Here is a 22,832-nt window from a genome sequence, read left to right as displayed (position 1 = left end):
CATGAACCACGAGAGACGCGGCAAGGAATTCTACCTGCTCGCAATCTTCTTCACGCTGTTCGTGCTGTTTCTCTACGGCCCGCTGTCGGCCGTGCTGATCCTGTCCTTCCAGGGACCGGACGGCGGCCTGACCTTTCCGCTGAACGGCCTATCGCTGCACTGGTTCTACAACCTGTTCGAACGGCAGGCGGTCGGCGACTTCGGCGCCTCATTCCGGCGCTCCTTTACGCTCGGCCTGATGGTAATGGCGGTCAACGTCGTGGTCGCCCTGCTTGCAGGCCTTGCCTTCCGCCGACGCTTCCGCGGCGCAACCGCGCTCTTCTATCTCACCGTCGCAAGTCTCGTCGTGCCGTCGATCATCATCTCGCTCGGCATCGGCGTCGTCTTCCAGCAGTTCGGCCTGAAGCCCGCCTGGTACTCCTCCGGCTTCGGCGCGCATCTCACCTGGACACTGCCTTTCGGCGTGCTCATCATGTTTGCGGTCTTCAACCGGTTCTCACCGGCCTACGAAGAAGCGGCGCGCGATCTCGGGGCGACGTCCTGGCAGACCTTCCAGCACGTTCTCCTGCCGATGATCGCGCCAAGCCTGATCGGCGTCGGCCTCTTCGGCTTCACGCTCTCCTACGACGAATTCGCCCGCACGCTGATGACTTCGGGCAGCTACAACACTCTGCCACTCGAGATCTACGGCATGACTACGAATGTGACGACGCCGGTGCTCTATGCGCTCGGCACGGTCACCACCCTCTTCTCCTTCACCATCATCCTCGTCGCGCTCGCAGTCATTCTGACCTTGCGACGCCGCCAGGCAAAGCTGAGCTAGGCTAGATGCGCATCCTGATCATCAATCCCAACACCACCGCGTCGATGACGGCCAAGGCAGCCGCGGCCGCTCGGACTGTCGCCAACCCTGCCACGGAAATTCTCGCGCGCACCTCCAGATCGGGACCGGCCTCGATCGAGGGGCATTATGACGGCGCCGTCGCCCTGCCGGGCCTGCTCGCCGAAATCCGCGACGGCGAGGCCGCAGGCGCCGATGCCGCGGTCATCGCCTGCTTCGACGACACCGGCCTCGAGGCGGCCCGTGCGCTCGCCCGCATACCGGTGGTGGGGCTCTGCGAATCCGCCGTCGCGACCGCTGCCATGCTGGCGCAACGTTTCACCGTCGTCACCACGCTCGAACGGTCACGGGTGCTGATCGAGAATCTCGTCCGGCATTACGGCATGGGCGACCGGGCAAGGGTCCGCGCCGCCAACATCCCGGTGCTCGAACTGGAGGACAAGGCATCAGACGCGCTCGCCAAACTCCGGCGCGAGATCGAGCTGGCGCTCAATCAGGATGGCGCAGAAGCGATCGTGCTCGGCTGCGCCGGCATGGCCGATCTCGCCCGTGCGCTCCAAGCGGACTATGACGTCCCTGTCATCGACGGCGTTTCGGCCGCGGTCAAACAGGCGGAAGCACTCGTGTCACAGGGACTTATGACCAGTAAGCGCGGGGCCTATGCGTCGCCGCTCAGCAAGCCCTATTCAGGTTTCATGAGCGCGCTCGCTCCGACCCCGGCTTGAGGTGATGCCGACCTGGAATCGCCCACGACGGTCGCCAGCAGCGCATTCGATGCATCGGCCTCGGCAATGATCCACTCGCGAAAGGCCTGGATCTTCTTTTGCCGCCGGTGGCTCTGCGGGTAGACCAGCCAATAGGCCCGGCCGTCCTGCACCACATGGTCAAACGGCCGGATGAGTTTGCCGTTTCTGAGTTCCTCCAGCAGGAAGGTCGAGACGGCGATGGCAATGCCGTGATCCGCAAGTGTCGTGGCGACGTCCATCGCCTGAACGTCGAAGATCAGTTCGGTGCCGTTGCTCGCCGGTGGTTCCACGCCGGTTTCGATCATCCATCGCCGCCACCAGCTGGCGTTACCGAAGCGCCGTACGCGCAGAACGTCCGAGGGATGCTTGAGCTGGTGTTTCTCCATGAAAGACGGTGTGCAGACCGGCATGTAATCGATAGGGAAGAGCGGAAACACGTCGTTGCCGGGCCAGTCGCCGTTGCCGCTGCGCACCACGAGGTCGATCGCATCACGCTTGAAGTCGATCAGTTCGGTCGACATGTGCACCCGGATGCTGATGTTCGGATGGGCCGTCTGAAACGAGGCGAGCCGCTGACCGAGCCAGCTCGAGACGACGGTCGGTAGCACGGAAATGTGCAGGTGGTGCTCGGTCATGTCGGCGATCTCGGAAAACGCAGCCCCGAGAAGATCGATCGCCTCGGTCACCTTCGGCGCCAGTTGCCGCCCGGCCGCCGTCAGCCTCACCTCGCGCGGAAGACGAACGAAGAGCGGCGTGCCGATGCGCTCCTCCAAGATCCGGATCTGGTAGCTGACCGCCGCCTGCGTCATGCCGAGCTCGTCGGCGGCGCGGGTGAAGCTCAGATGTCTGGCGGCCGCTTCGAAGGCGCGCACGGCACTCATGGGAGGAATCTTGCTCATGGTTCTGAGATAAGCATTCTTTATGCCTGCATGCGAGAAATCGCTTTGCGCGAAGCAGCAAAAATCCTCACTTTTTTTCGCGAACACAACAGCAAAAACAAAGAGGATAGCAATGCTTAGCGCAGTGCGATCAACGATCCTTCATGCCCTGAACTGGGCCGGCAACGCACTCAACCCGACCATCGCCATCGATACGTTCAGCGAATTCCAGCTGAAGGATATCGGCCTCACGCGGGATCACGAGACCGTCCGGGCGCGCATCGACGATGGTGCCGATCCGTGGCATTGGCCGACGGACGGCAATCCGCGCAAGTCACCGCCCTCGCCGGAGCGGGATTGCGGCGACGCGCCGCAAATGGCAAGGGCTTCGCCTCGAGCCCAGCCCGGAGAAAACAAAGACGTAAGCATGTCGCTCTGCGATTGACGGAACGCAGAGGCAAGAGACAGCGCAGTTGTCGTGATCTGCCACCTGCCAGCCCGCGGACCGAATTCGAGAGCGATCCGGCGTGGCGTTTCTGAAAGCGGCGTGCCGGAGCCTCTTCGCAAGTGATCGGCAACGGAGCAAGCGCCGGGCTCGAAGCCGAGAAGCTCTCCACCCACAGGTTTCGCCGCATCCCGCGGTTTACTCCTTGTTATCCACACGGCGAAAGAAATCACCTTCTCTCCCCGGCTTCAGGCACCTCGAACCTATTGACGCAGATTTGCGATGAACTACTATATCTAGTGTTCGAGGTTCTCTCGATTCGCAGGGATTGAGAGCTAAGACGGGAATACGGTGCGTCGGCGAGTTTTCGCCAGGCTATGCCGTAGCTGCCCCCGCAACTGTAGACGGCGAGCGACTGTCCGGAATTGGACCACTGAGGCATGAGGCCTCGGGAAGGTCGGGATGGAAGCTGAGACCCGTGAGCCAGGAGACCTGCCTCGAGCAACAAACGTCCACGGGCGGGGTGTCCGGAGAGGTTGAGTTGCGTGCGGCAGGATGAGCCTGCCTGATCGTCTCGACATCTCCCCGGCAGCCTGTCGAAAGCTTCGGGGTGAAGTCATGTCCGCGTCATTGAAATTCTATCGCTCGCCAATCAAGAGGCGCGGTTTCCCGCGCAACTGACGAAGAGGCATGCCCGGGCGTCCAGATCCGAGCGAGCCACAGCCATGACAGCCCTGCATTTCGCCGGATCGCGGTTGCGTGTCCGTGCGCCTTCTCATGCTCTCATCCAGCCGACCAAACGAGGAAGAAATGAACGTTACCGTCTACAGCAAGCCCGCCTGCGTCCAATGCACCGCGACCTACCGGGCGCTCGATCGCCAGGGCGTCAACTACGAGATCATTGATATCTCCATCGACCAAGACGCGCTCGAAACGGTCAAGGGCCTCGGCTACATGCAGCTTCCCGTCGTCGTCGCCGGCCCCGAACACTGGGCGGGTTTTCGCCCCGACAAGATCAGCGCGCTTTCCTAGAGGAGACAGGCGGTGGGCCTGATCGTCTATTTTTCCAGCCGCTCGGAAAACACCCATCGCTTCGTCGAAAAGCTCGGCCTTCGCGCAGCGCGCATACCGCTCAAGGAAAGTAAGGCTTCACTTACGGTTTCCGAGCCCTTCGTGTTGGTCGTGCCCACCTATTGCGGCGACGACGGCCGGGGCGCCGTGCCGAAACAGGTGATCCGCTTCCTCAACGATGCGGGCAACCGCTCTCACATCCGCGGCGTGATTGCTGCGGGCAACAGCAATTTCGGCGCGACCTACGGGATCGCCGGCGACGTCATCGCGGCCAAGTGCCGGGTGCCCTACCTCTACCGGTTCGAGCTGCTCGGAACCGAGGAGGACGTCGCCAATGTCAGAAACGGGATGGAACGATTTTGGACGTCTCAACACTCGAACGCCCCCTGAAGGCGACGGAAGCAGCGCTCGACTATCATGCGCTGAACGCGATGCTGAACCTCTATGATGAAGAGGGGCGCATCCAGCTCGACAAGGACCGGCTGGCGGCGAAGCAGTACTTCCTCCAGCACGTCAACCAGAACACCGTCTTCTTCCATAACCTCAGGGAGAAGCTCGATTATCTGGTGACCGAGGGCTACTACGAACAGCAGGTGCTGGATCAGTATTCCTTCAACTTCGTCCGCGACCTCTACGACCACGCTTACGGGAAGAAGTTCCGCTTCCCGACTTTCCTCGGCGCGTTCAAATACTACACGTCCTATACGCTGAAGACCTTTGACGGAAAGCGCTACCTGGAGCGCTACGAAGACCGCGTCTGTATGGTGGCGATGACGCTGGCGCGCGGGAACGAACAGCTTGCCCGCGATCTCGTCGACGAGATCATTTCCGGCCGTTTCCAGCCGGCGACGCCGACCTTCCTCAATGCCGGCAAAAAGCAACGCGGCGAGCTCGTCTCCTGCTTCTTGCTTAGGGTCGAGGACAATATGGAAAGCATCGGCCGCGCGATTAATTCCGCGTTGCAGCTCTCCAAGCGCGGCGGCGGCGTGGCGCTGTCGCTCACCAACATCAGAGAGATGGGCGCACCGATCAAGCAGATCGAAAACCAGTCCTCCGGCATCATCCCGGTGATGAAGCTCTTGGAAGACAGCTTCTCCTATGCCAACCAGCTTGGCGCCCGCCAGGGAGCAGGTGCTGTCTATCTGCATGCCCACCACCCGGATATCATGCGCTTCCTCGATACCAAGCGGGAAAATGCCGACGAGAAGATCCGTATCAAGACGCTGTCGCTCGGCGTCGTCATCCCGGACATCACCTTCGAGCTCGCCCGCAACAACGAGGACATGTATCTGTTCTCGCCCTATGACGTGGAGCGCGTCTACGGCGTGCCGCTGACCGAAATTTCGGTGACGGAGAAGTACCGCGAGATGGTCGAGGATGCTCGTATCCGCAAGCGGAAGATCAAGGCGCGCGATTTCTTCCAGATCATTGCCGAAATCCAGTTCGAGAGCGGATACCCCTACATCATGTTCGAGGACACGGTGAACCGGGCGAACCCGATCGCCGGGCGCATCACCATGAGCAACCTCTGCTCGGAAATCCTGCAGGTGAGCGAGGCGAGCGAATTCAACGACGACCTCTCCTACGCAAAGATGGGCAAGGATATCTCTTGTAATCTAGGCTCGCTGAACATTGCCGCGGCGATGGACAGTCCGGATTTCGGCCAGACGATCGAGACCTCGATCCGCGCGCTCACCGCCGTCTCCGAAATGAGCCACATCTCTTCCGTGCCTTCGATCGAGAAGGGCAATGACGACAGCCATGCGATCGGCCTTGGCCAGATGAACCTGCACGGCTACCTCGCCCGCGAGCGCGTCTTCTACGGCTCCGAGGAAGGCATCGATTTCACCAACATCTATTTCTACACGGTGACCTATCACGCCATCCGCGCATCCAACCGGCTGGCGGTCGAGAAGGGCGTGACCTTCAAGGGCTTCGAGAACTCGAAATATGCGTCCGGCGAATATTTCGACAAATACACCGGGGCCAAATGGTTGCCAGCGACCGAAAAGGTAAAGGCCCTGTTCGAAGCGGCCGGCATTTCCATCCCGACGCAGGAAGACTGGCTGGAACTGAAGCAGGCGGTCATGCAAGGTGGTCTCTACAACCAGAACCTCCAGGCGGTGCCGCCGACGGGCTCGATCTCCTACATCAACCACTCGACCTCCTCTATCCACCCGATCGTCTCGAAGATCGAGATCCGCAAGGAAGGCAAGATTGGCCGCGTCTACTATCCGGCCGCCTTCATGACCAACGACAACCTCGAATATTACCAGGACGCCTACGAGATCGGGCCGGAGAAGATCATCGACACCTATGCGGCTGCGACCCAGCATGTCGATCAGGGCCTGTCGCTGACCCTGTTCTTCCGCGACACGGCGACGACGCGCGACATCAACCGCGCGCAAATCCACGCCTGGAAGAAGGGCATCAAGACCATCTACTACATCCGCCTTCGCCAGATGGCGCTTGAGGGCACGCAGGTCCAGGGCTGCGTTTCCTGCGCGTTGTAGCGCCGCGTTCCCATTAAGTGCCCCTCACCCTAACCCTCTCCCCGCCTGCGGGGAGAGGGTACCTGCCACACTGACGGCCCAGATTATGCGAGATGGCGCGGCATATGCCTTCTCCCCGCAAGCGGGGAGAAGGTGCCGGCAGGCGGATGAGGGGCGTCCACGCCCGAGAGGACAACGAAATGAACATGCACAACAAGCCAGCGAGCCGCATCCGCGCCATCAACTGGAACCGCATCGAGGACGACAAGGATCTGGAGGTCTGGAACCGGCTTACCGGCAATTTCTGGCTGCCGGAGAAGGTGCCGCTCTCCAACGACATCCCCTCCTGGGCGACCCTGAAGCCGGAGGAGCAGAAGCTCACCATCCGCGTCTTCACCGGCCTCACGCTGCTCGACACGATCCAGAACGGCGTCGGCGCCGTCAAGCTGATGGAGGATGCCATCACTCCGCACGAGGAGGCGGTGCTTTCCAACATCTCCTTCATGGAAGCGGTGCACGCGCGCTCCTATTCCTCGATCTTCTCGACGCTGTGCCCGACGCCCGATGTCGACGATGCGTACCGCTGGTCGGAGGAAAACGAGTTCCTGCAGAAGAAGTCGGCGCTGATCATGGAGCAGTATGCCTCCGCCGATCCGCTCAAGAAGAAGGTCGCCAGCGTCTTCCTCGAAAGTTTCCTCTTCTATTCCGGTTTCTATCTGCCGATGTACTGGTCGAGCCGCGCCAAGCTCACGAACACCGCCGATATGATCCGGCTGATCATCCGTGACGAGGCGGTACACGGCTACTATATCGGCTACAAGTTCCAGCGCGGCCTGGAGAGGCTGACCGAGGAACGCCGGCAGGAAATCAAGGACTTCGCCTTCGACCTGCTGCTCGAACTCTACGACAACGAGGCGAAATACACGGAAGCCCTTTATGACGGCGTCGGGCTTACCGAGGACGTGAAGAAGTTCCTGCACTACAACGCCAACAAGGCGCTGATGAACCTCGGCTACGAGGCGCTGTTTCCGGCTGAGGCCTGCAAGGTCAATCCGGCCATTCTCTCCGCGCTGTCGCCAAACGCCGACGAGAACCACGACTTCTTCTCCGGTTCCGGCTCCTCCTACGTCATCGGCAAGGCGGTCGCGACCGAAGACGAGGACTGGGATTTCTGAGGAACCCCAGGCACCTGCGGGAACATGAAGAACCGCCCGAGGACATGATGTCTTTGGGCGGCTCCGCGCATCAAAGGGGTGCGGCTATTCCGCCGCGACCACCCGGCTGCGGCCGATGGTGGCCTGCGTCAGCAGGAAGGCGGCAAGCGCGCAAGCCGCGATGGCACCGGCCATCGGCAGGGCGGTTCCGTCGAAGAAGAAGCTTGCGACAACCATCGCAACCGCGGCGGTGACGAAGTGCAGCGTGCCCATCAGCGCCGATGCCGTGCCGGCGATTTCGCCATGATCCTCAAGCGCCAGCACCGCCGAGGTCGGGATCACCAGACCGAGCACGCCGTAGCCGACGAACAGGAAGGCGGCCATGACGGGCAACTGGTTGAAGCCGAGGCTCATGACGATGAACATGCTGGCCATGGTGAGCGCAAAGGCGGCGACGGCGAGGTGCATCACCCGCACCAGGCCGAAACGCTCGCCAAGCCAGCCGGTCGCCTGCGACACCGCGAAGAACGAAACGGCATTCATCGAAAAGGCAATGCTGTATTGCGTTGGCGTCAGCCCGTAATGGTCGATCAGCACGAAGGGCGAGTTGGCGAGATAGACCAGGAACCCGGAGATCCCGAGCCCGCCGATGAAGGTGAGCGTCAGGAAGTTGCGATCTCTGAGCAGCAGGCGGTAGGCGGCGAGTGCGCTCCCCAGGCTGCTATCGGCGCGGTCCTTTTTGGGTCGGGTCTCCTGCAATTGCGTCGACAGCAGGATCAGCCCGATGAAGGCGGCGATCATCACCGCATAGAATACGCCGCGCCAGCCGTAGAACTGGATCACCGCGCTGCCGGCCAGTGGCGCCAGGATCGGCGAAATGCTGAAGACGAGCATCAGGAGCGACATCAGCCGTGCCGCCTGGACGCCGGTGTGCATGTCACGGACGACGGCCCTTGGAATGACCATGCCGGCAGCGCCACCAATGCCCTGCAGGAAACGGAAGGCGATCAGCGTCTCGATATCAGTCGCAAGCGCGCAGCCGATGCTGGCGACGGTAAAGAGACCGATGCCGAGATAAAGCGGCGCCTTGCGGCCCCAGATATCCGAAAGCGGACCGTAGACCAACTGCGAAATGGCGAAGGAGATGAAGAACGAGAGCAGGCTGAGCTGCACGACGCCGGTTTCGGCAGCCAGGTCTTTGCCGATCGACGGCAAGGCAGGCAGATACATGTCGATTGCGAAGGGACCGATCGCTGAAATCAGACCGAGGACGATGGCCGTGCGAAGGAAGGACGCTGTCATGGCAATGATCTTTCAGAACACGACAACGCTCCGGCACAGGGCCGACATCGCTGTCGCCGGGATTGAAACTCGAAAGATGACGGTCGTGCCAGGATCGAACGTTTGGGAGACGCATCCTGCGCTGACTACTTAGTCCATTAATTTGGACACAGCTGTAAAATTAGACAGCATTGTCTAAATCGTCAATGGGCTCTATCTTCGCTCTATGAAAAAACATGACTTCGCCTCGCCGGACCCCCGCGTGCAAAAAGGACAGCTGGCGAAACGCGTCTCGATCCTGGAGGCGGCAGCCGAGGTGTTCTGCCGGGAGGGCTTTTCCGGCGCGGCCATCGACGAGATCGCCGCCGAAGCCGGCGTGTCGCGCCAGACCATCTACAACCATTACCGCGAAAAAGAGACGCTGTTCATGGCGGTGATCCAGGACATTATGGATCGCGCCAATGGCGTGCTCTTTTCGATCCTCGCGACCTTCCCTGAAACCGCCGACAATCTCGAAGACGAACTTGTCGCCTTCGCCGTCCGCCTCAACAAGAACTGCATCTGCAATCAGGATGCCAAGTTCATCCAGAAGCTGATCGCGACGGAGGGCAACCGCTATCCGCATCTTTTCCAGTTCTGGCGCGAACAGGGACCGGGCAAGACCGACAGGGCGCTGGCCGCACTCTTTGCCCGGCTCGCCCACTCAGCACCGCTCGACATCGATGACTTCGACCTCGCCGCCCGGCAGTTCATCGCGCTGATCAAGGCAGACTTGCAGATGGGCGGGCTTTTCGGCGAGGCCCCGAGCGAAGCGGAACTGGAAGTCAGCGCCCATAAGGCGGTCAGGACGTTTCTCCGTGCCTATGGCCGCGAGCAGAGAACGAGCAGTCTCGAAGCGCAACATTGATATCGCGCACGATCGCCGCAGGGCTGTGCCCATTGCGACAGCCGCGCACGCTCTAATGCGGCAGGAGAACTGAAGCTCAACCTGTATTAGGCAGCATCACTAGAGGCACGAATGCCTATCTGGTGATCCGAAAGCCGCTGACGCCTTCCGGCGCTTCGACGAACTCGGCAACGACCTTCGAAACCCACGCGGCCGGGGGCCCTTCATGCAGGCGCTCGAGCATGAGGGTGATTGCCTCCTCCGGGCCGCTGATCAGAGCGGCGACCGAGCCATCGGCTTCGTTTCGAACCCATCCGACGAGACCGAGCTTCTGCGCCTCGTCACGGGCCCAAACCCTGAAGCTAACGCCTTGTACCCGCCCGAGGATTCGGACCAACGCCGTCTTGCTGGTCTCAGACATGATCTCGTCTCCGTCACCGTTTGCCACGCTATCTGGCGCGAGGAGGGGCAAAGGCAAGTCATCCGCGAGCGAGAGCATGGCGAAACCCGCTGCAAGACAGAGCCCGACGAAACCGCCGACCCGACGGCGGCGTTGGGCGTGCAATTCACCGAGGCGCTCGCTGGGGATCGGCACGTCTCCGAGATCGCTCCAGAGCGCCCGCAATTCTTCATAGGCCATCCGGTGATCGGGATGTGCGCAAACCCAGAGCTCGAACGCCGCACGGTCGGCGGCCGTCGCGTCGTCGGACTGCAACTTCGCAACCCACGTCGCCGCCGCTTCCAGAACGCTGTCATCGATGGTCTGGCGATTGCCGTTCATGCGCATCTTCCGGTCGAACTGAAAATGCCGTCAAGCGAACCCTCCAAGGGAATCGCTTCAATCATCTTAGAGTTGAAAGAACGGTTTGACCTGACGTTCGCTCAGAAAATAATCTCGGCGCGCATCTTCCGGCATTCGAGCAGCGCTCGGATGATATGCTTTTCGACCATGTTTCTCGAGATGCCGAGCTCATCGGCGATCGCGCCGTTGCTCAAGCCGTGCAGGCGGCTGAGGATGAAGACCTGCTGGCAGCGGTTCGGAAGGCCCTGGATGGTGCGCGCCATGATCAGCAGGCACTGGCGGGCGTTGACGATGCGATCCTGGATCGGTCTGTCCTCCGCATGCTCCAGGCCCTCGCTGTCCTCGACGAACATCGCTCGCTCCCGCGCTGCTCGCTCGGACGCGACCCGCGCGACCGAGCGGGCGACCTGAAACAGGTAGGCTTGCGGGTTCTCGATCAGCGTCGAGCGCGATGCCTCCAGCATGCGCATGAAGGTCTCCTGGATGGCGTCGACGGCGTCCTCGCGGTTTCTGAGGCGGCGGCTGAAGAAACGGCGGATCCTGCCCTCTTCCCGCTCGTGAAGCCCCCGCACCATCGCATCGGTCATCAATCTGCCTCTCCAGCGTGCGGCTGTCGCACCATCATCCTGAACGTACGGCCCGGTCGCTGCCGCCTATCTTGAATGCGCTACTCATGTTTCATAAGTGAAGCGGAGGTGTGCTGCAATGCACTGACGTGCGGCATGACGAACCGAAACTGCGTCAGGACCGGCCGCGCCGTCTATTGGAAAAGGACTGTTGCGCGAAGGCCACGGCGTCTGGTACGGGCGCGACCCTGATTGGCGGCTTCAGGTTCGTCCCTTGCTCGGCAAAACACTCTCGATGGAACTCAGCTCCGAGGCGATGCGGTCTATCAGCAGTCGCACCCGGCGCGGCTGGACGGTGAGCGGCGGATAGACGATCTGCAATCCCGTCCCACCTATAGAGAAATCCTTCAGGAGTTCGATAAGGGCACCGGACGCCAGGTCCTCGGCAATGTCCCAGACGGATTTGAGCGCGATGCCGTGCCCCGCGCGACACCATTCCCCAACCACCCCGCCGTCATTGGCGACGCGCCTGCCGCGCACCATGACCTTGTGCGGCTTGCCATCGACCTGAAAAGCCCACTCCCTGTCGAGATTGGAACCGAAGCGCATGATGATGCAGTCGTGACGGGAAAGATCGTCCGGATGCTCCGGTCGGCCCCTGGCCTCCAGATAGGCGGGTGCGGCGCAGACGACCCGACGGTTTTCGCCGAGCGAGCGCGACCGGAGCGTACTGTCGGCAAGCACGCCGTGGCGGATGGCGAAATCCATGCCCTGCCCGACCAGATCGACGTAGCCATCGGTAAGGTTGAGATCCACCGTCACGTCGGGGTGCTCGGCAAGGAAGCGGTCGAGGATCGGCACGACGTAGCGTCTACCCATGTCCTCCGGCGCGCTGAGCCGGATCGGACCGGAGATCATGCGGGCGCCCGAGCGAATTCCGCTCTCGAGTTCGTCGGCCTCCGCCAGCAGCCGGCGGGCACCATCGACCAGCAGGCGCCCCTCCTCCGTCAGGCTGATTGCGCGCGTCGTGCGTTTCAGAAGGGCAGCACCGTAGTGGGCTTCAAGCGCCGCCAACCGCTCGGAAACAGAGGCCGGCGACAGCCCCTTTTCGCGACCTGCGGCGGAAAGCCCGCCCTTTTCGACGATCAAAAGGAACAGTGCCAGATTGTCGAGCAACATCTTTCGCCTCTTCCGAAATATAATTTTGGAAATAAGCCAATTATCCGGATGCGCCGCAAGAGCTAATTCCTTCCCGAAAGGAGACGCGGCATGCATCTCGACCACGTGACCATCCGCACAGGCGACATCGCAGGCACGCGCGCATTCTTCGAAACGGTCCTCGATCTGACCGTCGGCGAGCGCCCGGCGGCGATCCGGCGCATCCCGGGCTACTGGCTCTACGCCGACGGCAAACCGATCGTGCACATCATCGGCAGCCAAGGCAGCGGTTTCGACCGGGCCGCCGAGGCTATCGATCACGTCGGCATCCGGCTCGACAACTACGCGGCCTTCCGGGCCAGGCTCGACCGGCTCGCCATTCCCTACTCGACCATGGACCTTGCCGACATCGGCGAGCGCCGGCTGTTTCTGCGCACGCCCGGCGGTCCGTTGCTTGAAGCCGTCTTTTCCGAACCCGTTCCCCCGCATTCCCTGGAGCATGAGAATGACCATGACATTCAATGACAATACCGTTTCCGTCGTCATCGGCGGCACGAGCGGCATCGGCGCCGCCGTCGCCAAGGCGCTGACCCAGCGTCCCGGCCGGGTCGAGATCGCCAGCCGCGCCATCGGCCTCGATATCGCCGACGCCGCTTCCGTTGCCGCCTACTTCCGCAAGCTCGGGCCGATCGACCATCTGGTCGTCACGGCCGGTTCTTCGGCCCCCGGCGGCAAAGTTGCCGATATCGACCTGGATGCGGCCAAGGCCGCCTTCGACGTCAAGTTCTGGGGCTCGATCGTGCTCGCCCGCGAGGCGGCCAGGTACATGCGTCCAGGCGGCACGATCACCTTCACCTCAGGTTTTCTCGCCCGCCGGACTGTTCCCGGCACCTTCGTAAAGACGGCGATGAATGCTGCTCTCGAGGCCGTGGCGAAGATCCTGGCCAGGGAGCTGGCGCCGCTGCGCGTCAATGTCGTCAGCCCCGGACTGACGCAGACCGAGGCCTATTCCGGCATGGCCGGCGACGCCCGCGACGCCATGTTCGATCGCGCCGCAGCGACCTTGCCCGCCGGCCGTTTCGGGCAGCCGCAGGACATCGCCCACGGCTACCTCTTTGCCATCGACAATCCTTTCGCCACCGGATCCGTCATCGACATCGAAGGCGGCGCGCTCATCAACTGACGCAAACCCGTTCCGACATTTCGCCCGCGAAAGGATCGCCCCATGCCGACAACGCTCTTTTCTCCTGTCTCCCTCGGCTCGTTGACCCTGCCGAACCGCATTGCGCTCGCGCCGATGACGCGGGCGCGCAGCAGCCAGTCGGGCAACGTCCCGACTGCGCTGATGGCCGAATACTATGCCCAGCGCGCCTCGGCCGGTCTCATCGTCACCGAAGCAACGCAGATCTCGAGCCAGGGCCAGGGCTATTCCTTCACGCCCGGTATCCATTCGCCGGAGCAGATCGCGGGCTGGCGCTTGGTGACCGAGGCTGTCCACCGGGCCCGCGGCCGCATCATGCTGCAGCTCTGGCATGTCGGCCGCATGAGCCACGAGAGCTTCCATGAAGACGGCCGTCCGGTTGCGCCGTCTGCGCTTTCGCCGGACGCCAAGGTTTGGGTTGTCGATCCGGAAACCGGCGTCGGCACGATGGTCGACAGTCCCGTCCCGCGTGCCCTGGAAACTGACGAGATCGCCGGCATCGTCGAGGACTATCGGAAGGCGGCCGCCAACGCGATCGCCGCCGGTTTTGACGGCGTCGAGCTTCACGGCGCCAATGGCTACCTGATCGACCAGTTCCTGCGCCGCTCCTCCAACCAGCGCCATGACCGGTATGGCGGTCCGGCGGAAAACCGCATCCGTTTCCTGGTCGAGGTCGCTGAAGGCGTCGCCGCGGAAATCGGCGCAGCTCGCGTCGGCATCCGACTTTCGCCGTACATCACCCAGCGCAATATGGTCGACGACGAGATCATCCCGACGATCCTGAAGGCCGCGCATGAGATCGACCGCATCGGCCTTGCCTATATTCACCTGGTCGAGGCCGATTGGGACGATGCGCCTGATATCCCCGAAGACTTCCGCCGCGACCTGCGCGCCGCCTATTCCGGCCGCATCATCGTCGCCGGCCGTTACGGCAGGGAGAAAGCGGAGGCGATCCTCTCCGCCGGCCTCGACATCGTTGCTTTTGGGCGTTCCTTCATCGCCAATCCGGACCTGCCGCGCCGGCTGAAGGAAGGCTTGTCGCTTGCGACCTTCGACGGAACCAAGCTTTTCGGCGGCAGTGCCGACGGATATTCTACCTATCCGGCCCTGGAGGACGCCGCATGAGCGCGCCATTGACGGAACACGAGCGCGCGGAAGCCCTGGTCAACGATTGGCACCGAGCTGGTGCTAGAGGAAGAGAGCCTGCGCGTCTGGCATCTGCGGCTGAAGCCCGGTGAAACGCTTCGCCCCCATCGCCGCGACCGGCCCTATTTCTGGACGGCGCTGACCGACGGTACGGCACGCTCGCGCTCGGGCGGCGGAAAGGTCACGGACGTGGTCTACCGCGCCGGCGACACGCGCCACTTCAGCGACCTGACGCCGGAGACCGCCTTCGTGCACGATCTGACCAATACCGGCGACGCCGAACTCGTCTTCGTCACCGCCGAATTCTCAGCCCAAGACCATTCGTCCATGACAAGGAGCAAGCCATGAAAGCCGTCGCCCTCACCCGTTATCTCCCGGTTTCCGACCCGCAGTGCTTCCTCGATGTCGACCTGCCGAAGCCGGAACCCAAGGGGCATGACATTCTGGTGGCCGTCCATGCGGTCGCCGTCAATCCGGTGGATGTGAAGATGCGCGCGCCGAAGGACAAGATCGAGGAAACGCCGCGCGTACTCGGCTGGGATGCCAGCGGCGTGGTCGAAGCGGTCGGCCCGGATGTGACCGTGTTTAAGCCCGGCGACCATGTCTACTACGCCGGCGACCTGACGCGGCCCGGCACGAACCAGCAGTATCAGCTTGTCGACGAGCGCATCGTCGGGCGCAAACCGAAGTCGCTAAGCTTCGCCGAGGCAGCCGCCCTGCCGCTGACGACGATCACCGCCTATGAAGCCTTCTTCGACCGGCTGGGGATCGACCGGGACGGTGCGGATCGCGGACAGTCGATCCTGATTGTCGGTGGCGCCGGCGGCGTCGGCTCGATCGGTATCCAGCTTGCCAAGCGCGCCGGGCTTACCGTGATCGCCACGGCCTCGCGGCCGGAGACCATCGTCTGGGTGAAGGAACTCGGCGCCGACCACGTCGTCAGTCACCGCGAGCCGCTGGTTGCCCAGGTCAGGGCGCTCGGCTTCTCCCATGTCGACCACATCGCCATCTTCAACGACATGCGCCATTGGGACGACGCGGTCGAGCTGATCCGGCCTCAAGGGGGCATCGTTTCGATCGACAACACCGACGTGCCAATGCCGATGGCGGGCATGAAGACCAAGGCGGCGAGCCTGCATTGGGAATTCATGTTTGCCCGCCCGATGCATCAGACGCCTGACATCATCGAGCAGCATCGGCTGCTGTCCTTCGTCGCCGACGAGATCGATGCCGGAAGGCTGAAAACGACGCTTGCCGAGGTGCTGTCGCCGATCAATGCCACAAACCTGCGCGAAGCGCACCGGCGCATCGAGACCGGTGCTGCCAAGGGCAAGATCGTCATCGAAGGTTTTGAAGGCTAGCGCGCCCAGCTACCGATCTAACTGAAATCGCTCGCCGCGACGTAAATCGCGGCGAGCACCTCGAGGCCAGCCTGATCCTCGGCATCGAAACGGTTGGGGCTCGGGCTGTCGAGATCGAGCACGCCGAGCGCTCTGCCATCCTTGAGCAGAGGCACGACGAGCTCTGAGCGGGACGCGGCATCGCAGGCGATATGCCCGGGAAAGGCATGCACATCGGGCACCAGCATCGTCTGCCGTTGCGTGGCGGCAGCCCCGCAAACCCCTTTACCGACCGGAATGCGCACGCAGGCGACCTTGCCCTGAAACGGCCCGAGCACCAGTTCGTCATTCGGCCGCAGGAAATAGAAGCCGGCCCAGTTCAGATCCGGCACCAGATCGAAAACGAGGGCGGAAAGATTGGCGGCATTGGCGATAAAGTCGCGCTCGTCATGCAGAAGCCCGCCGAGCTGGCCAGCCAGCTCACGATAGAATTCGGGCTTGTCGCCGGTCTCGATTGTCTTCGTGGCAAACATCTCTCACCTTTCAAATCTCGGCATCCTGAGCCGCTGTTGGGCACGCGCCAGCCGGCATGAGCGGCACGCGGCCTGTCACCCGTCCGTTTCCGGAGCGGTCTCCACCCTTGTGATGATCTCGCCGAGCACAAAGTGTAGAGCATCGCGGTAGCCGTTGCGGGCTGACGGTCCGCTCTCGGCCGAGGTCATCACCACGGTCAGATCGAGGCTCGGAACGATGTAGAGCATCTGCCCGCCGTAGCCCCAGGCGAAGTGCACCTCCTCGCCAGCGATCTGGCGGTCGAACCAGCCGTAACCGTACTCGTCCCCGGAGAAACGCGAATTGGTGCGGTGCTGCCAGGATGCTGCGATCCATTCTGATGACACAAGCTGCTGGCCTGAGGTCGCGCGGCCGCCATTGCGGTAGAGTTCGCCGAAGGCAAGCAGGGAACGGGCGCTCATCGCCATCTGGTTGCCCCCGAGATAGATGCCTTGGGGATCGCGATCCCAGGATCCGATGCGAAAACCCTCGAGTAGCCCCAGCCAGTCGCTTGCCAGCGCCAGGGTCGACTTGCCGCTGACCTTCGTCAGGATCGCCGAAAGCAGGTGGGTCGATGCGGTGGAATAGAGCATCTCACCGCCCGGGTCGTCGTCGAAGGGCTGAGCGAGCGCCGTACGCACCCAGTTGCTGCTCGCGACCCATCGGCCATAGTTCGGCCCCGACAGCCGGCCAAGCCCGGCCTGCATCGACAGCAGGTTGCCGATGGTGATGTCGTTGATGCGCGGATCAGGCGAAGCCGGCAGGTCCGTCTTCAGGATCGGCGCGATCTTCTGGTCCGGCCCTTCGAGCAATCCCTTGTCGATCGCAATGCCGACCAGCGCCGAGATGATCGATTTTGACGCCGACTTGATGTTGGTCGAGTCGGTCACGCGGTTGCCGCGATAGCCGCGCTCGGCGAGGACCTTTCCGTCACGCGCGACGATCACGGTCTTCAGGGGCTCAAGCTCCTGCCGCGAAGCCAGTTCTTCCAGCAAGGTCGAAACCGGCGCCACCACCTGGGCAGCCGCCGGCAAGGTGAGCAACGTCAGGACGACGAGTGCCAAGGCGACGATCCGGGCGAAGAGAACGGCAGCAAATCTGAACATGGAACAGCATCTAAGACGATCTTCCGCCGCCGTCATCCACTGCACGGCCATCTCACGGCGATTTGACAACCGGGTGACTGAAAGGCCGTGGCGCTGACCTCAGGCCGTCGGTTGCCTTGCAAAGGCCTCGACGAAACGCCGCAGGCTCTGTTCGACGAACTCCGCGACAGGCACTTCTGGGTCGAAACTCCACCAGAGCAGCGATCCCTGCCATTGCGATGCCATCAGGAGTCCGAGTCCAGGGGCAGCGGCGGGCAATCCCGAAAGACATTCGTCGAGCACGCCGGAAAGCACGTCGCGCCACGTCGCCCCCCGCGCACGGAGCAGCGGGTCCCGTAGGTCTTCCCGGAGAATTCGGAGATCGTCGGCATAGGATTCGATGGCGCCATAATCGCCGGACAGGCCGACGAGCAGCGCGATGGCTCCCTCCGGCGTTCTCGGCACCGTCGCCACCAGCTCCGCCGTCTGGCGGTCAAGGCCGTCCCAGGCCTGGTTGAGCGCGCGCTGGATCAGCTTCGTTTTGTTTTCAAAGCGCTGCACGAGCGTGGCGCCAGAAAGGCCGGTGCTTGCGGCGAGCGCCGCGAACGTCAGGCCATCCGGCCCTTCGGCTCGCATCAGCGCGAATGCCGCCACCAGCACCTCTTCGTCTGGCATCGTTTTTGGTCGTGGCATCTTGACTCTCATTTATAACCGAACAATCATTTATATATCACGTTCAAGAGAAAGCACCAGCGGCTATCGGCCCCAAGGAGGAAAACCATGACTCTCGAAGGAAAAATCGCTCTGGTTGCCGGCGCGACACGGGGCGGCGGGCGCGGCATCGCTGTGGAACTCGGCGCCGCCGGCGCCACCGTCTACGTGACCGGCCGCACCACAAGGCAACAGCAATCCGAATACAAACGGCCCGAAACGATCGAGGAAACGGCCGACATCGTCACCAGCCTCGGCGGCAAGGGTATTGCCGTTCAGGTCGATCATCTCCAGCCGGCCGAAGTCGCAGCGCTGGTCACGCGCATCCGCCGTGAACAGGGGCGGCTCGATATCCTCGTCAACGACGTCTGGGGCGGAGAAAACCTGTTCGAGTGGGAGAAGTCCGTCTGGGAGCACAATCTCGAGAACGGCCTGAGGCTTCTGCGCCTCGGCATCGACACCCACCTGATCACCGCGCACTACGCCCTGCCCCTGATGATCGAGAAGCCGGGCGGGCTGCTCGTCGAGGTCACCGACGGCACCGCCGAGTACAATGCCACTCACTACCGCATTTCCCCCTTCTACGACCTCACCAAGGTGGGGGCCAACCGCATGGCCTGGGCCCACGCCAAGGATCTGGCGCCGCACGGTGCGACCTCGGTTTCGATCACGCCCGGCTGGATGCGCTCCGAAATGATGCTGGAGCATTTTCAGGCGACCGAGGAAAACTGGCTGGAGGGGACCAAGGTCCAGCCGCACTTCGTCATTTCCGAAAGCCCGCGTTTCGTCGGCCGCGCCGTGGCGGCGCTGGCGGCCGATCCGGACAAGGCGCGTTGGAACGGCCAGTCGCTGTCGAGCGGCGAACTGGCTCAGGTTTACGGTTTCACCGATCTCGACGGCTCGCGGCCCGATTGCTGGCGCTATATGCGCGAGGTGATGGAGGCAAACAAGCCGGCCGATGTCACTGGATATCGGTAAGCCTGATGTCGCATGCCGGTGCGGCTTCTCGATGCATCCCGCCCAATAGAGCGCGAGAAATGACGGTCATGACAGCGGCCGAGCTTGAACCGAAAGGCCGGCTCCTGTAGGTCCCGGTTCGACGGAACGGCGCGGCAGCGCAATCAGGTGTGATGGAAGATGGCGTCGCGGGATCGTTATTCGAGAAAGCTGGAATGCGCGAAATGTGGGGCGTCCGGTTTCGCTGAAGCCTCTGAAAATGACAAGGCGAAGGGCGGCAATCGCGGCTTTCTCATCGACGTCATGCCCAAGGGCTTTTCGACCGAGCGCACCTCTCCCGACCCCGCCAAGCACATGGTCCGCTGCCGCTGCGGCAACGTTTTTGCGTTCAAGCAGAAGACCGTCTACGCGCCCGGCAGCGAACCACGGGACTGATGCGCCTGGGGCAATCCGGGCGCCCGCGTTGAGAAAAAATTCACCATCTTGTCTCAACATCGACCCAATCGGCGGGCAGCTATGGCGGCGCGCGTTCAAGTATTGTTGATCGCCAGCGCCCAGGACAAAGGCTTGCAGCCAGGGCTGCCACCGCTTAATCGCTGAACTAAAGCCGACCCGCTGTGCGTCGAACGCATGCCGTCGGTAACCGCGCCGAACGCAAGACGCTGGGCGGCGGCAGCATAGCCAGGAGCCCGCATGCGGCGCGAGACGATACAGAGCCCCTCCTCCCAAACGCCCTCCACTGGCAAGTTTTTCACGCAGGCGCGCTGGATGCGGCATGCTCTGGCGATCGGCGCGATGGCACTTGCGCTTTCCAGCTGCATGGCGCTCGATGCCGACGACGTGCGCGAACCGCCGCCGATCCCGGCCAAGCTGATCGCCGCCATGGCGAAGAACGGCAGCAAGCCGGAAAGCCCGGTTCTGGTGCGCATCTTCAAGCAGGAAAGCGAACTGGAAGTCTGGAAACAGAACAAGCAGGGCCAATACGCCCTGCTGAAGACCTACCCCATGTGCCGCTGGTCGGGGAAGCTCGGCCCGAAGACGAAGGTGGGCGACCGCCAGGCGCCGGAAGGTTTCTACCATGTCTCGGCCGGCATGCTGAATCCGAAGTCGCAGTATTTCCTGTCCTTCAATCTCGGCTATCCGAACCGGCTGGAATCGGCGCTCGGCTACACCGGCGAAGCGCTGATGGTGCATGGAGCCTGCTCGTCGTCGGGCTGCTACGCACTGACGGACCAGGGCGTCGGCGAGATCTACTCCGTCGTCCAGCGCGCGCTTGCCGGCGGTCAGGGCACCTTCCAGGTGCAGGCATATCCCTTCCGCATGACCGCCGAAAACATGGCCAAGCACCGCGGCGATCCGAATTTCGAGTTCTGGAAGAACATCAAGCAGGGCTACGACATCTTCCAGACGACGAGGCGCCAGCCGAAGGTTTCGGCCTGCGGTCGCCGTTATGTCTTCAACACCGAATTCGCCGATGGCGAGCCGTCCGATCCGCTCGCGGCCTGCCCCGCCGCTGCGACGGCGCCAGACGCCGGGCTCTTGGCAAAGCTGCAATCGGAGGACGCGAAGCTCGCGGGCCTGATGGCAAACCAGACGTCGGCGCCGCTCAACGCCTATGTCGACGGCGGGATGCATCCGAGCTTCCGGGCGCTCCTTGAGAAAAACGGCGCCGAAAAGCTGGCAGCGAAGATCTCGGGAACTAAGTATCCTATTAGCCGACCCGAAGCGGCGCTGGCGGATCCCTACGCCGGCTTGTGATCGTTCGTCGGCTGGCGACGCACAATTGACCTAAAAGACCGGTTGCATTGCCAGAAGCAAACACAGGACGATCGAGGGTTCCATGCCTGAAAGAGAGATCCGCCGCCGCGCCTTCCTGCAACTCTCCGCGGGGCTCGCGGCCGCCGGATTGGCAGGCTGTGCCTCGACGCGGCCGACGGTGACGCGCTCCTATGCGCCGGAACCTGTCCCCGAGGCGAACGCCTTCCTTGCCGATATGTACGGCGAGAAGCCGAACGAACCCTATCCGCTGCCGGCCATCCCCTACGAGAAGATCGAGCCCCGCTTCTACCGCCAGATGGTCGCCGATCCGACCGGCGAGAAGCCGGGAACGCTGGTCGTCGACGTCGGCGGCCATTTTCTTTATCGCGTTTATGAAAATGGCCAGGCGATGCGCTACGGCGTCGGTCTCGGGCGCGCCGGCTTCGCCTGGGCCGGGCGCGGCGTCATCCAGTACAAACGCGAATGGCCGCGCTGGAAACCGCCGAACGAAATGGTGGCGCGCCAGCCCGAGCTGCAACAATTCAGCATCGACGCCGGCGGCATGGACCCCGGCCTCAAGAACCCGCTCGGCGCGCGCGCCATGTATATCTTCCAGAACGGCGAGGACACGCTCTACCGCATCCATGGCTCACCGGAATGGTGGACCATTGGCAAATCGGTATCCTCGGGTTGCGTGCGCATGATCAACCAGGACGTGGTCGACCTCTACAATCGCGTGCCAAACGGCACGCCGATCGTCGTTACCGACCTATCGGGCGGTGGCATGGTGCAATCGCAGCCGATGCCGGAAATACAGCCACTTCCGGACTCCCAGCCACTTCCGGATTCGCAGCCACTGCCGCAGCCGCAGGACTATATGCAAATGGGACCGGACGGACTTCCGCCGCCTCAGCCGCTCTGAGGCAATCCGTCCGGTGAAAGCTGGAAAATCACGCCAAAGCGTAGCGCGTCACAGGACGAGCAGCGGCGTCTTGCCTCTCACCCGATCGTAGAGATCGATCGCGTCCTGCTGCAGCATGCGCACGCATCCGGCGGATGCGTTCTTGCCGATCGAGCGCCACTGCGGCGAGCCGTGGATGCGGTACAGCGTGTCCTGGCCATCCTGGAAAATATACATGGCCCGCGAGCCGAGCGGATTGTCGAGGCCCGGATCCATGCCGCCGGCGTCAATGCCGTATTTCTTGAGGTGCGGCTGGCGCGCGACCATGTCGTCCGGCACCGTCCAGCGCGGCCACTTGCGCTTCCAGTGCACGACCGCGCGCCCCTTCCAGGCGCGCCCCGCGGCCCCGAGGCCGACGCCGTAGCGGATGGCGCGACCGCCCGGCAATACGTAGTAGAGGAACATCGTCTGGGTATCGACGACGATCGAATAGGGCGGCTCGTTGGTGGCATAGGCCACTTCCTGGCGCAGGAACTGCGGCTTGATCTCACCGTACTGGATGCCTGGAACGTCGTAGCCCTCGTCCTTCACCGGCCCATAGATCTTCGCATAATCGAAGGTCTTCGTCGCCACGCCCGCGGCATCGGCTGCCTTCTCCGGCGAGCCACCGTCCCCGGCGATCGGCTCGATCAGCTTCGGCTTCGGTTCTGGTTTCGGGACCTGCGTGCAAGCGCTCAAGACAGAGCTGGCGATCACCGCGAGCAGCGAGCGGCGGGACAAATTCATCGACACTTTATTCTATTCCAGGTTGGGGATTTCGGTAGGAAATGTTCCGAGGAGAGGCCCAAGGCTGTTGGGCCG

At 62.7% G+C, this 22,832-nt stretch carries 26 protein-coding genes, 1 pseudogene and 1 riboswitch; of the genes and pseudogenes, 17 read left to right on the top strand and 10 right to left on the bottom strand.

From position 1 onward, the window contains the following. Window position 1 precedes the first annotated feature (1 nt). Together AC3WWH_RS10080 and AC3WWH_RS10075 are read left to right on the top strand one after the other, a co-directional pair. Window positions 2-823 carry an ABC transporter permease gene (locus tag AC3WWH_RS10080; RefSeq protein WP_058322891.1) on the top strand — a complete coding sequence of 274 codons (822 nt, stop codon included), beginning with the start codon at window positions 2-4 and terminating at the stop codon, window positions 821-823. A 5-nt stretch (window positions 824-828) separates the two neighbouring features. Then, window positions 829-1,566 (top strand): aspartate/glutamate racemase family protein, encoded by a 738-nt coding sequence (locus AC3WWH_RS10075; RefSeq protein ID WP_057251811.1) that lies wholly within the window; start codon window positions 829-831, stop codon window positions 1,564-1,566. Here the strand turns inward: AC3WWH_RS10075 and AC3WWH_RS10070 are convergent. After that, window positions 1,524-2,468, bottom strand: coding sequence for a LysR substrate-binding domain-containing protein (locus tag AC3WWH_RS10070; RefSeq protein WP_058322890.1), 945 nt, complete (start codon window positions 2,466-2,468; stop codon window positions 1,524-1,526). The genes AC3WWH_RS10075 and AC3WWH_RS10070 overlap by 43 nt on opposite strands. Window positions 2,469-2,598: 130 nt before the next feature. Here AC3WWH_RS10070 and AC3WWH_RS10065 point away from each other — a divergent pair, with 130 nt between their 5' ends. The 5 genes from AC3WWH_RS10065 (at window position 2,599) to nrdF (ending at window position 7,648) form a co-directional block, all read left to right on the top strand. Further along, window positions 2,599-2,910 (top strand): hypothetical protein, encoded by a 312-nt coding sequence (locus tag AC3WWH_RS10065; RefSeq protein WP_058322889.1) that lies wholly within the window; start codon window positions 2,599-2,601, stop codon window positions 2,908-2,910. A gap of 289 nt (window positions 2,911-3,199) precedes the next feature. Beyond that, window positions 3,200-3,424: riboswitch (cobalamin riboswitch) on the top strand. 296 nt (window positions 3,425-3,720) lie between these two features. Beyond that, window positions 3,721-3,942, top strand: coding sequence for a glutaredoxin-like protein NrdH (gene nrdH / locus AC3WWH_RS10060; protein ID WP_058322888.1), 222 nt, complete (start codon window positions 3,721-3,723; stop codon window positions 3,940-3,942). Window positions 3,943-3,954: 12 nt separating this feature from the next. Then, the gene (gene nrdI / locus AC3WWH_RS10055; RefSeq protein ID WP_058322887.1) at window positions 3,955-4,371 is read left to right on the top strand and encodes a class Ib ribonucleoside-diphosphate reductase assembly flavoprotein NrdI; all 417 of its coding nucleotides are present in this window, start codon (window positions 3,955-3,957) and stop codon (window positions 4,369-4,371) included. Next, a complete protein-coding gene (nrdE, locus tag AC3WWH_RS10050) occupies window positions 4,341-6,494 on the top strand; it encodes a class 1b ribonucleoside-diphosphate reductase subunit alpha (protein WP_058322886.1) in 2,154 nt (717 codons plus the stop codon). Before nrdI ends, nrdE begins: the two co-directional genes overlap by 31 nt. Window positions 6,495-6,673: 179 nt before the next feature. Further along, window positions 6,674-7,648: a class 1b ribonucleoside-diphosphate reductase subunit beta gene (gene nrdF, locus AC3WWH_RS10045; protein ID WP_058322981.1), complete on the top strand. Its 975-nt coding sequence runs from the start codon at window positions 6,674-6,676 to the stop codon at window positions 7,646-7,648. An 84-nt stretch (window positions 7,649-7,732) separates the two neighbouring features. Here nrdF and AC3WWH_RS10040 read toward each other — a convergent pair whose 3' ends face one another. Then, window positions 7,733-8,929 carry a multidrug effflux MFS transporter gene (locus tag AC3WWH_RS10040; protein WP_058322885.1) on the bottom strand — a complete coding sequence of 399 codons (1,197 nt, stop codon included), beginning with the start codon at window positions 8,927-8,929 and terminating at the stop codon, window positions 7,733-7,735. A gap of 205 nt (window positions 8,930-9,134) precedes the next feature. Between AC3WWH_RS10040 and AC3WWH_RS10035 the strand changes: the two genes are divergently transcribed. After that, window positions 9,135-9,815: a TetR/AcrR family transcriptional regulator gene (locus AC3WWH_RS10035; protein WP_058322884.1), complete on the top strand. Its 681-nt coding sequence runs from the start codon at window positions 9,135-9,137 to the stop codon at window positions 9,813-9,815. Window positions 9,816-9,930: 115 nt separating this feature from the next. On the opposite strand, the gene AC3WWH_RS10030 is transcribed toward AC3WWH_RS10035, so the two are convergent. The 4 genes and pseudogenes from AC3WWH_RS10030 to AC3WWH_RS10015 all read right to left on the bottom strand — a co-directional run bounded on the left by AC3WWH_RS10030 (window position 9,931) and on the right by AC3WWH_RS10015 (window position 12,341). Further along, on the bottom strand, window positions 9,931-10,215 hold the full coding sequence (locus AC3WWH_RS10030; protein WP_058322980.1) for an acylphosphatase: 285 nt from the start codon (window positions 10,213-10,215) through the stop codon (window positions 9,931-9,933). A 204-nt stretch (window positions 10,216-10,419) separates the two neighbouring features. Next, window positions 10,420-10,575 (bottom strand): annotated as a pseudogene (locus AC3WWH_RS10025) (FecR/PupR family sigma factor regulator); the annotation flags it as partial. A 101-nt stretch (window positions 10,576-10,676) separates the two neighbouring features. After that, on the bottom strand, window positions 10,677-11,183 hold the full coding sequence (locus tag AC3WWH_RS10020) for an RNA polymerase sigma factor (RefSeq protein ID WP_058322883.1): 507 nt from the start codon (window positions 11,181-11,183) through the stop codon (window positions 10,677-10,679). 240 nt (window positions 11,184-11,423) lie between these two features. Further along, window positions 11,424-12,341 (bottom strand): LysR family transcriptional regulator, encoded by a 918-nt coding sequence (locus tag AC3WWH_RS10015; protein WP_058322882.1) that lies wholly within the window; start codon window positions 12,339-12,341, stop codon window positions 11,424-11,426. Between the two features lie 90 nt (window positions 12,342-12,431). Between AC3WWH_RS10015 and AC3WWH_RS10010 the strand changes: the two genes are divergently transcribed. From AC3WWH_RS10010 to AC3WWH_RS09990, 5 genes are read left to right on the top strand one after another with little or no spacing between them, the layout of a single operon-like run. After that, window positions 12,432-12,845: a VOC family protein gene (locus tag AC3WWH_RS10010; protein WP_058322881.1), complete on the top strand. Its 414-nt coding sequence runs from the start codon at window positions 12,432-12,434 to the stop codon at window positions 12,843-12,845. Further along, window positions 12,826-13,503 (top strand): SDR family oxidoreductase, encoded by a 678-nt coding sequence (locus tag AC3WWH_RS10005; protein ID WP_197417355.1) that lies wholly within the window; start codon window positions 12,826-12,828, stop codon window positions 13,501-13,503. Before AC3WWH_RS10010 ends, AC3WWH_RS10005 begins: the two co-directional genes overlap by 20 nt. Window positions 13,504-13,545: 42 nt before the next feature. Next, a complete protein-coding gene (locus AC3WWH_RS10000; protein WP_058322879.1) occupies window positions 13,546-14,646 on the top strand; it encodes an alkene reductase in 1,101 nt (366 codons plus the stop codon). Between the two features lie 60 nt (window positions 14,647-14,706). After that, window positions 14,707-15,015, top strand: a complete 309-nt coding sequence (locus AC3WWH_RS09995) for a cupin domain-containing protein (protein WP_492376961.1) — start codon at window positions 14,707-14,709, stop codon at window positions 15,013-15,015. After that, window positions 15,012-16,028: a zinc-binding alcohol dehydrogenase family protein gene (locus AC3WWH_RS09990; RefSeq protein WP_492376960.1), complete on the top strand. Its 1,017-nt coding sequence runs from the start codon at window positions 15,012-15,014 to the stop codon at window positions 16,026-16,028. The genes AC3WWH_RS09995 and AC3WWH_RS09990 overlap by 4 nt, the downstream gene beginning before the upstream one ends. Window positions 16,029-16,045: 17 nt before the next feature. Here the strand turns inward: AC3WWH_RS09990 and AC3WWH_RS09985 are convergent, their stop codons facing one another. From AC3WWH_RS09985 to AC3WWH_RS09975, 3 genes are all read right to left on the bottom strand, one after another. After that, window positions 16,046-16,540, bottom strand: coding sequence for a GAF domain-containing protein (locus tag AC3WWH_RS09985; protein ID WP_058322876.1), 495 nt, complete (start codon window positions 16,538-16,540; stop codon window positions 16,046-16,048). A gap of 75 nt (window positions 16,541-16,615) precedes the next feature. Further along, a complete protein-coding gene (locus tag AC3WWH_RS09980) occupies window positions 16,616-17,665 on the bottom strand; it encodes a serine hydrolase domain-containing protein (protein ID WP_058322875.1) in 1,050 nt (349 codons plus the stop codon). A 99-nt stretch (window positions 17,666-17,764) separates the two neighbouring features. After that, the gene (locus tag AC3WWH_RS09975; protein ID WP_058322874.1) at window positions 17,765-18,337 is read right to left on the bottom strand and encodes a TetR family transcriptional regulator; all 573 of its coding nucleotides are present in this window, start codon (window positions 18,335-18,337) and stop codon (window positions 17,765-17,767) included. 87 nt (window positions 18,338-18,424) lie between these two features. Between AC3WWH_RS09975 and AC3WWH_RS09970 the strand changes: the two genes are divergently transcribed. The 4 genes from AC3WWH_RS09970 to AC3WWH_RS09955 all read left to right on the top strand — a co-directional run bounded on the left by AC3WWH_RS09970 (window position 18,425) and on the right by AC3WWH_RS09955 (window position 21,992). Further along, window positions 18,425-19,333, top strand: coding sequence for an SDR family oxidoreductase (locus tag AC3WWH_RS09970; protein WP_058322873.1), 909 nt, complete (start codon window positions 18,425-18,427; stop codon window positions 19,331-19,333). Between the two features lie 159 nt (window positions 19,334-19,492). Further along, window positions 19,493-19,747, top strand: coding sequence for a hypothetical protein (locus AC3WWH_RS09965; RefSeq protein ID WP_058322872.1), 255 nt, complete (start codon window positions 19,493-19,495; stop codon window positions 19,745-19,747). A gap of 333 nt (window positions 19,748-20,080) precedes the next feature. Beyond that, window positions 20,081-21,070: a L,D-transpeptidase family protein gene (locus AC3WWH_RS09960; RefSeq protein WP_113398612.1), complete on the top strand. Its 990-nt coding sequence runs from the start codon at window positions 20,081-20,083 to the stop codon at window positions 21,068-21,070. An 82-nt stretch (window positions 21,071-21,152) separates the two neighbouring features. Further along, window positions 21,153-21,992, top strand: a complete 840-nt coding sequence (locus AC3WWH_RS09955) for a L,D-transpeptidase (RefSeq protein ID WP_082640861.1) — start codon at window positions 21,153-21,155, stop codon at window positions 21,990-21,992. A 48-nt stretch (window positions 21,993-22,040) separates the two neighbouring features. On the opposite strand, the gene AC3WWH_RS09950 is transcribed toward AC3WWH_RS09955, so the two are convergent. Next, window positions 22,041-22,757 carry a L,D-transpeptidase gene (locus AC3WWH_RS09950; RefSeq protein ID WP_058322871.1) on the bottom strand — a complete coding sequence of 239 codons (717 nt, stop codon included), beginning with the start codon at window positions 22,755-22,757 and terminating at the stop codon, window positions 22,041-22,043. Window positions 22,758-22,832 lie beyond the last annotated feature (75 nt).

This window comes from Ensifer sp. EB106-03-01-XG145, assembly GCF_058792075.1.
This window is presented reverse-complemented; position numbering and strand designations above follow the sequence as displayed.

What these genes read in the sequence shown, in the direction of transcription:
- AC3WWH_RS10040 (WP_058322885.1), bottom strand. Translation starts at nt 8,929, where the DNA reads ATGACAGCGTCCTTCCTTCGCACGGCCATCGTCCTCGGTCTGATTTCA.
- AC3WWH_RS09975 (WP_058322874.1), bottom strand. Translation starts at nt 18,337, where the DNA reads ATGCCACGACCAAAAACGATGCCAGACGAAGAGGTGCTGGTGGCGGCA.
- AC3WWH_RS09990 (WP_492376960.1), top strand. Translation starts at nt 15,012, where the DNA reads ATGAAAGCCGTCGCCCTCACCCGTTATCTCCCGGTTTCCGACCCGCAG.
- AC3WWH_RS09985 (WP_058322876.1), bottom strand. Translation starts at nt 16,540, where the DNA reads ATGTTTGCCACGAAGACAATCGAGACCGGCGACAAGCCCGAATTCTAT.
- AC3WWH_RS10015 (WP_058322882.1), bottom strand. Translation starts at nt 12,341, where the DNA reads ATGTTGCTCGACAATCTGGCACTGTTCCTTTTGATCGTCGAAAAGGGC.
- AC3WWH_RS10000 (WP_058322879.1), top strand. Translation starts at nt 13,546, where the DNA reads ATGCCGACAACGCTCTTTTCTCCTGTCTCCCTCGGCTCGTTGACCCTG.
- AC3WWH_RS09960 (WP_113398612.1), top strand. Translation starts at nt 20,081, where the DNA reads ATGCGGCATGCTCTGGCGATCGGCGCGATGGCACTTGCGCTTTCCAGC.
- AC3WWH_RS10065 (WP_058322889.1), top strand. Translation starts at nt 2,599, where the DNA reads ATGCTTAGCGCAGTGCGATCAACGATCCTTCATGCCCTGAACTGGGCC.
- AC3WWH_RS10020 (WP_058322883.1), bottom strand. Translation starts at nt 11,183, where the DNA reads ATGACCGATGCGATGGTGCGGGGGCTTCACGAGCGGGAAGAGGGCAGG.
- AC3WWH_RS10005 (WP_197417355.1), top strand. Translation starts at nt 12,826, where the DNA reads ATGACCATGACATTCAATGACAATACCGTTTCCGTCGTCATCGGCGGC.
- AC3WWH_RS09950 (WP_058322871.1), bottom strand. Translation starts at nt 22,757, where the DNA reads ATGAATTTGTCCCGCCGCTCGCTGCTCGCGGTGATCGCCAGCTCTGTC.
- AC3WWH_RS10030 (WP_058322980.1), bottom strand. Translation starts at nt 10,215, where the DNA reads ATGTCTGAGACCAGCAAGACGGCGTTGGTCCGAATCCTCGGGCGGGTA.
- AC3WWH_RS09980 (WP_058322875.1), bottom strand. Translation starts at nt 17,665, where the DNA reads ATGTTCAGATTTGCTGCCGTTCTCTTCGCCCGGATCGTCGCCTTGGCA.
- AC3WWH_RS10080 (WP_058322891.1), top strand. Translation starts at nt 2, where the DNA reads ATGAACCACGAGAGACGCGGCAAGGAATTCTACCTGCTCGCAATCTTC.
- nrdH (WP_058322888.1), top strand. Translation starts at nt 3,721, where the DNA reads ATGAACGTTACCGTCTACAGCAAGCCCGCCTGCGTCCAATGCACCGCG.
- AC3WWH_RS10035 (WP_058322884.1), top strand. Translation starts at nt 9,135, where the DNA reads ATGAAAAAACATGACTTCGCCTCGCCGGACCCCCGCGTGCAAAAAGGA.
- AC3WWH_RS10010 (WP_058322881.1), top strand. Translation starts at nt 12,432, where the DNA reads ATGCATCTCGACCACGTGACCATCCGCACAGGCGACATCGCAGGCACG.
- AC3WWH_RS10075 (WP_057251811.1), top strand. Translation starts at nt 829, where the DNA reads ATGCGCATCCTGATCATCAATCCCAACACCACCGCGTCGATGACGGCC.
- AC3WWH_RS09970 (WP_058322873.1), top strand. Translation starts at nt 18,425, where the DNA reads ATGACTCTCGAAGGAAAAATCGCTCTGGTTGCCGGCGCGACACGGGGC.
- AC3WWH_RS09955 (WP_082640861.1), top strand. Translation starts at nt 21,153, where the DNA reads ATGCCTGAAAGAGAGATCCGCCGCCGCGCCTTCCTGCAACTCTCCGCG.
- nrdF (WP_058322981.1), top strand. Translation starts at nt 6,674, where the DNA reads ATGAACATGCACAACAAGCCAGCGAGCCGCATCCGCGCCATCAACTGG.
- AC3WWH_RS09965 (WP_058322872.1), top strand. Translation starts at nt 19,493, where the DNA reads ATGGCGTCGCGGGATCGTTATTCGAGAAAGCTGGAATGCGCGAAATGT.
- AC3WWH_RS10070 (WP_058322890.1), bottom strand. Translation starts at nt 2,468, where the DNA reads ATGAGTGCCGTGCGCGCCTTCGAAGCGGCCGCCAGACATCTGAGCTTC.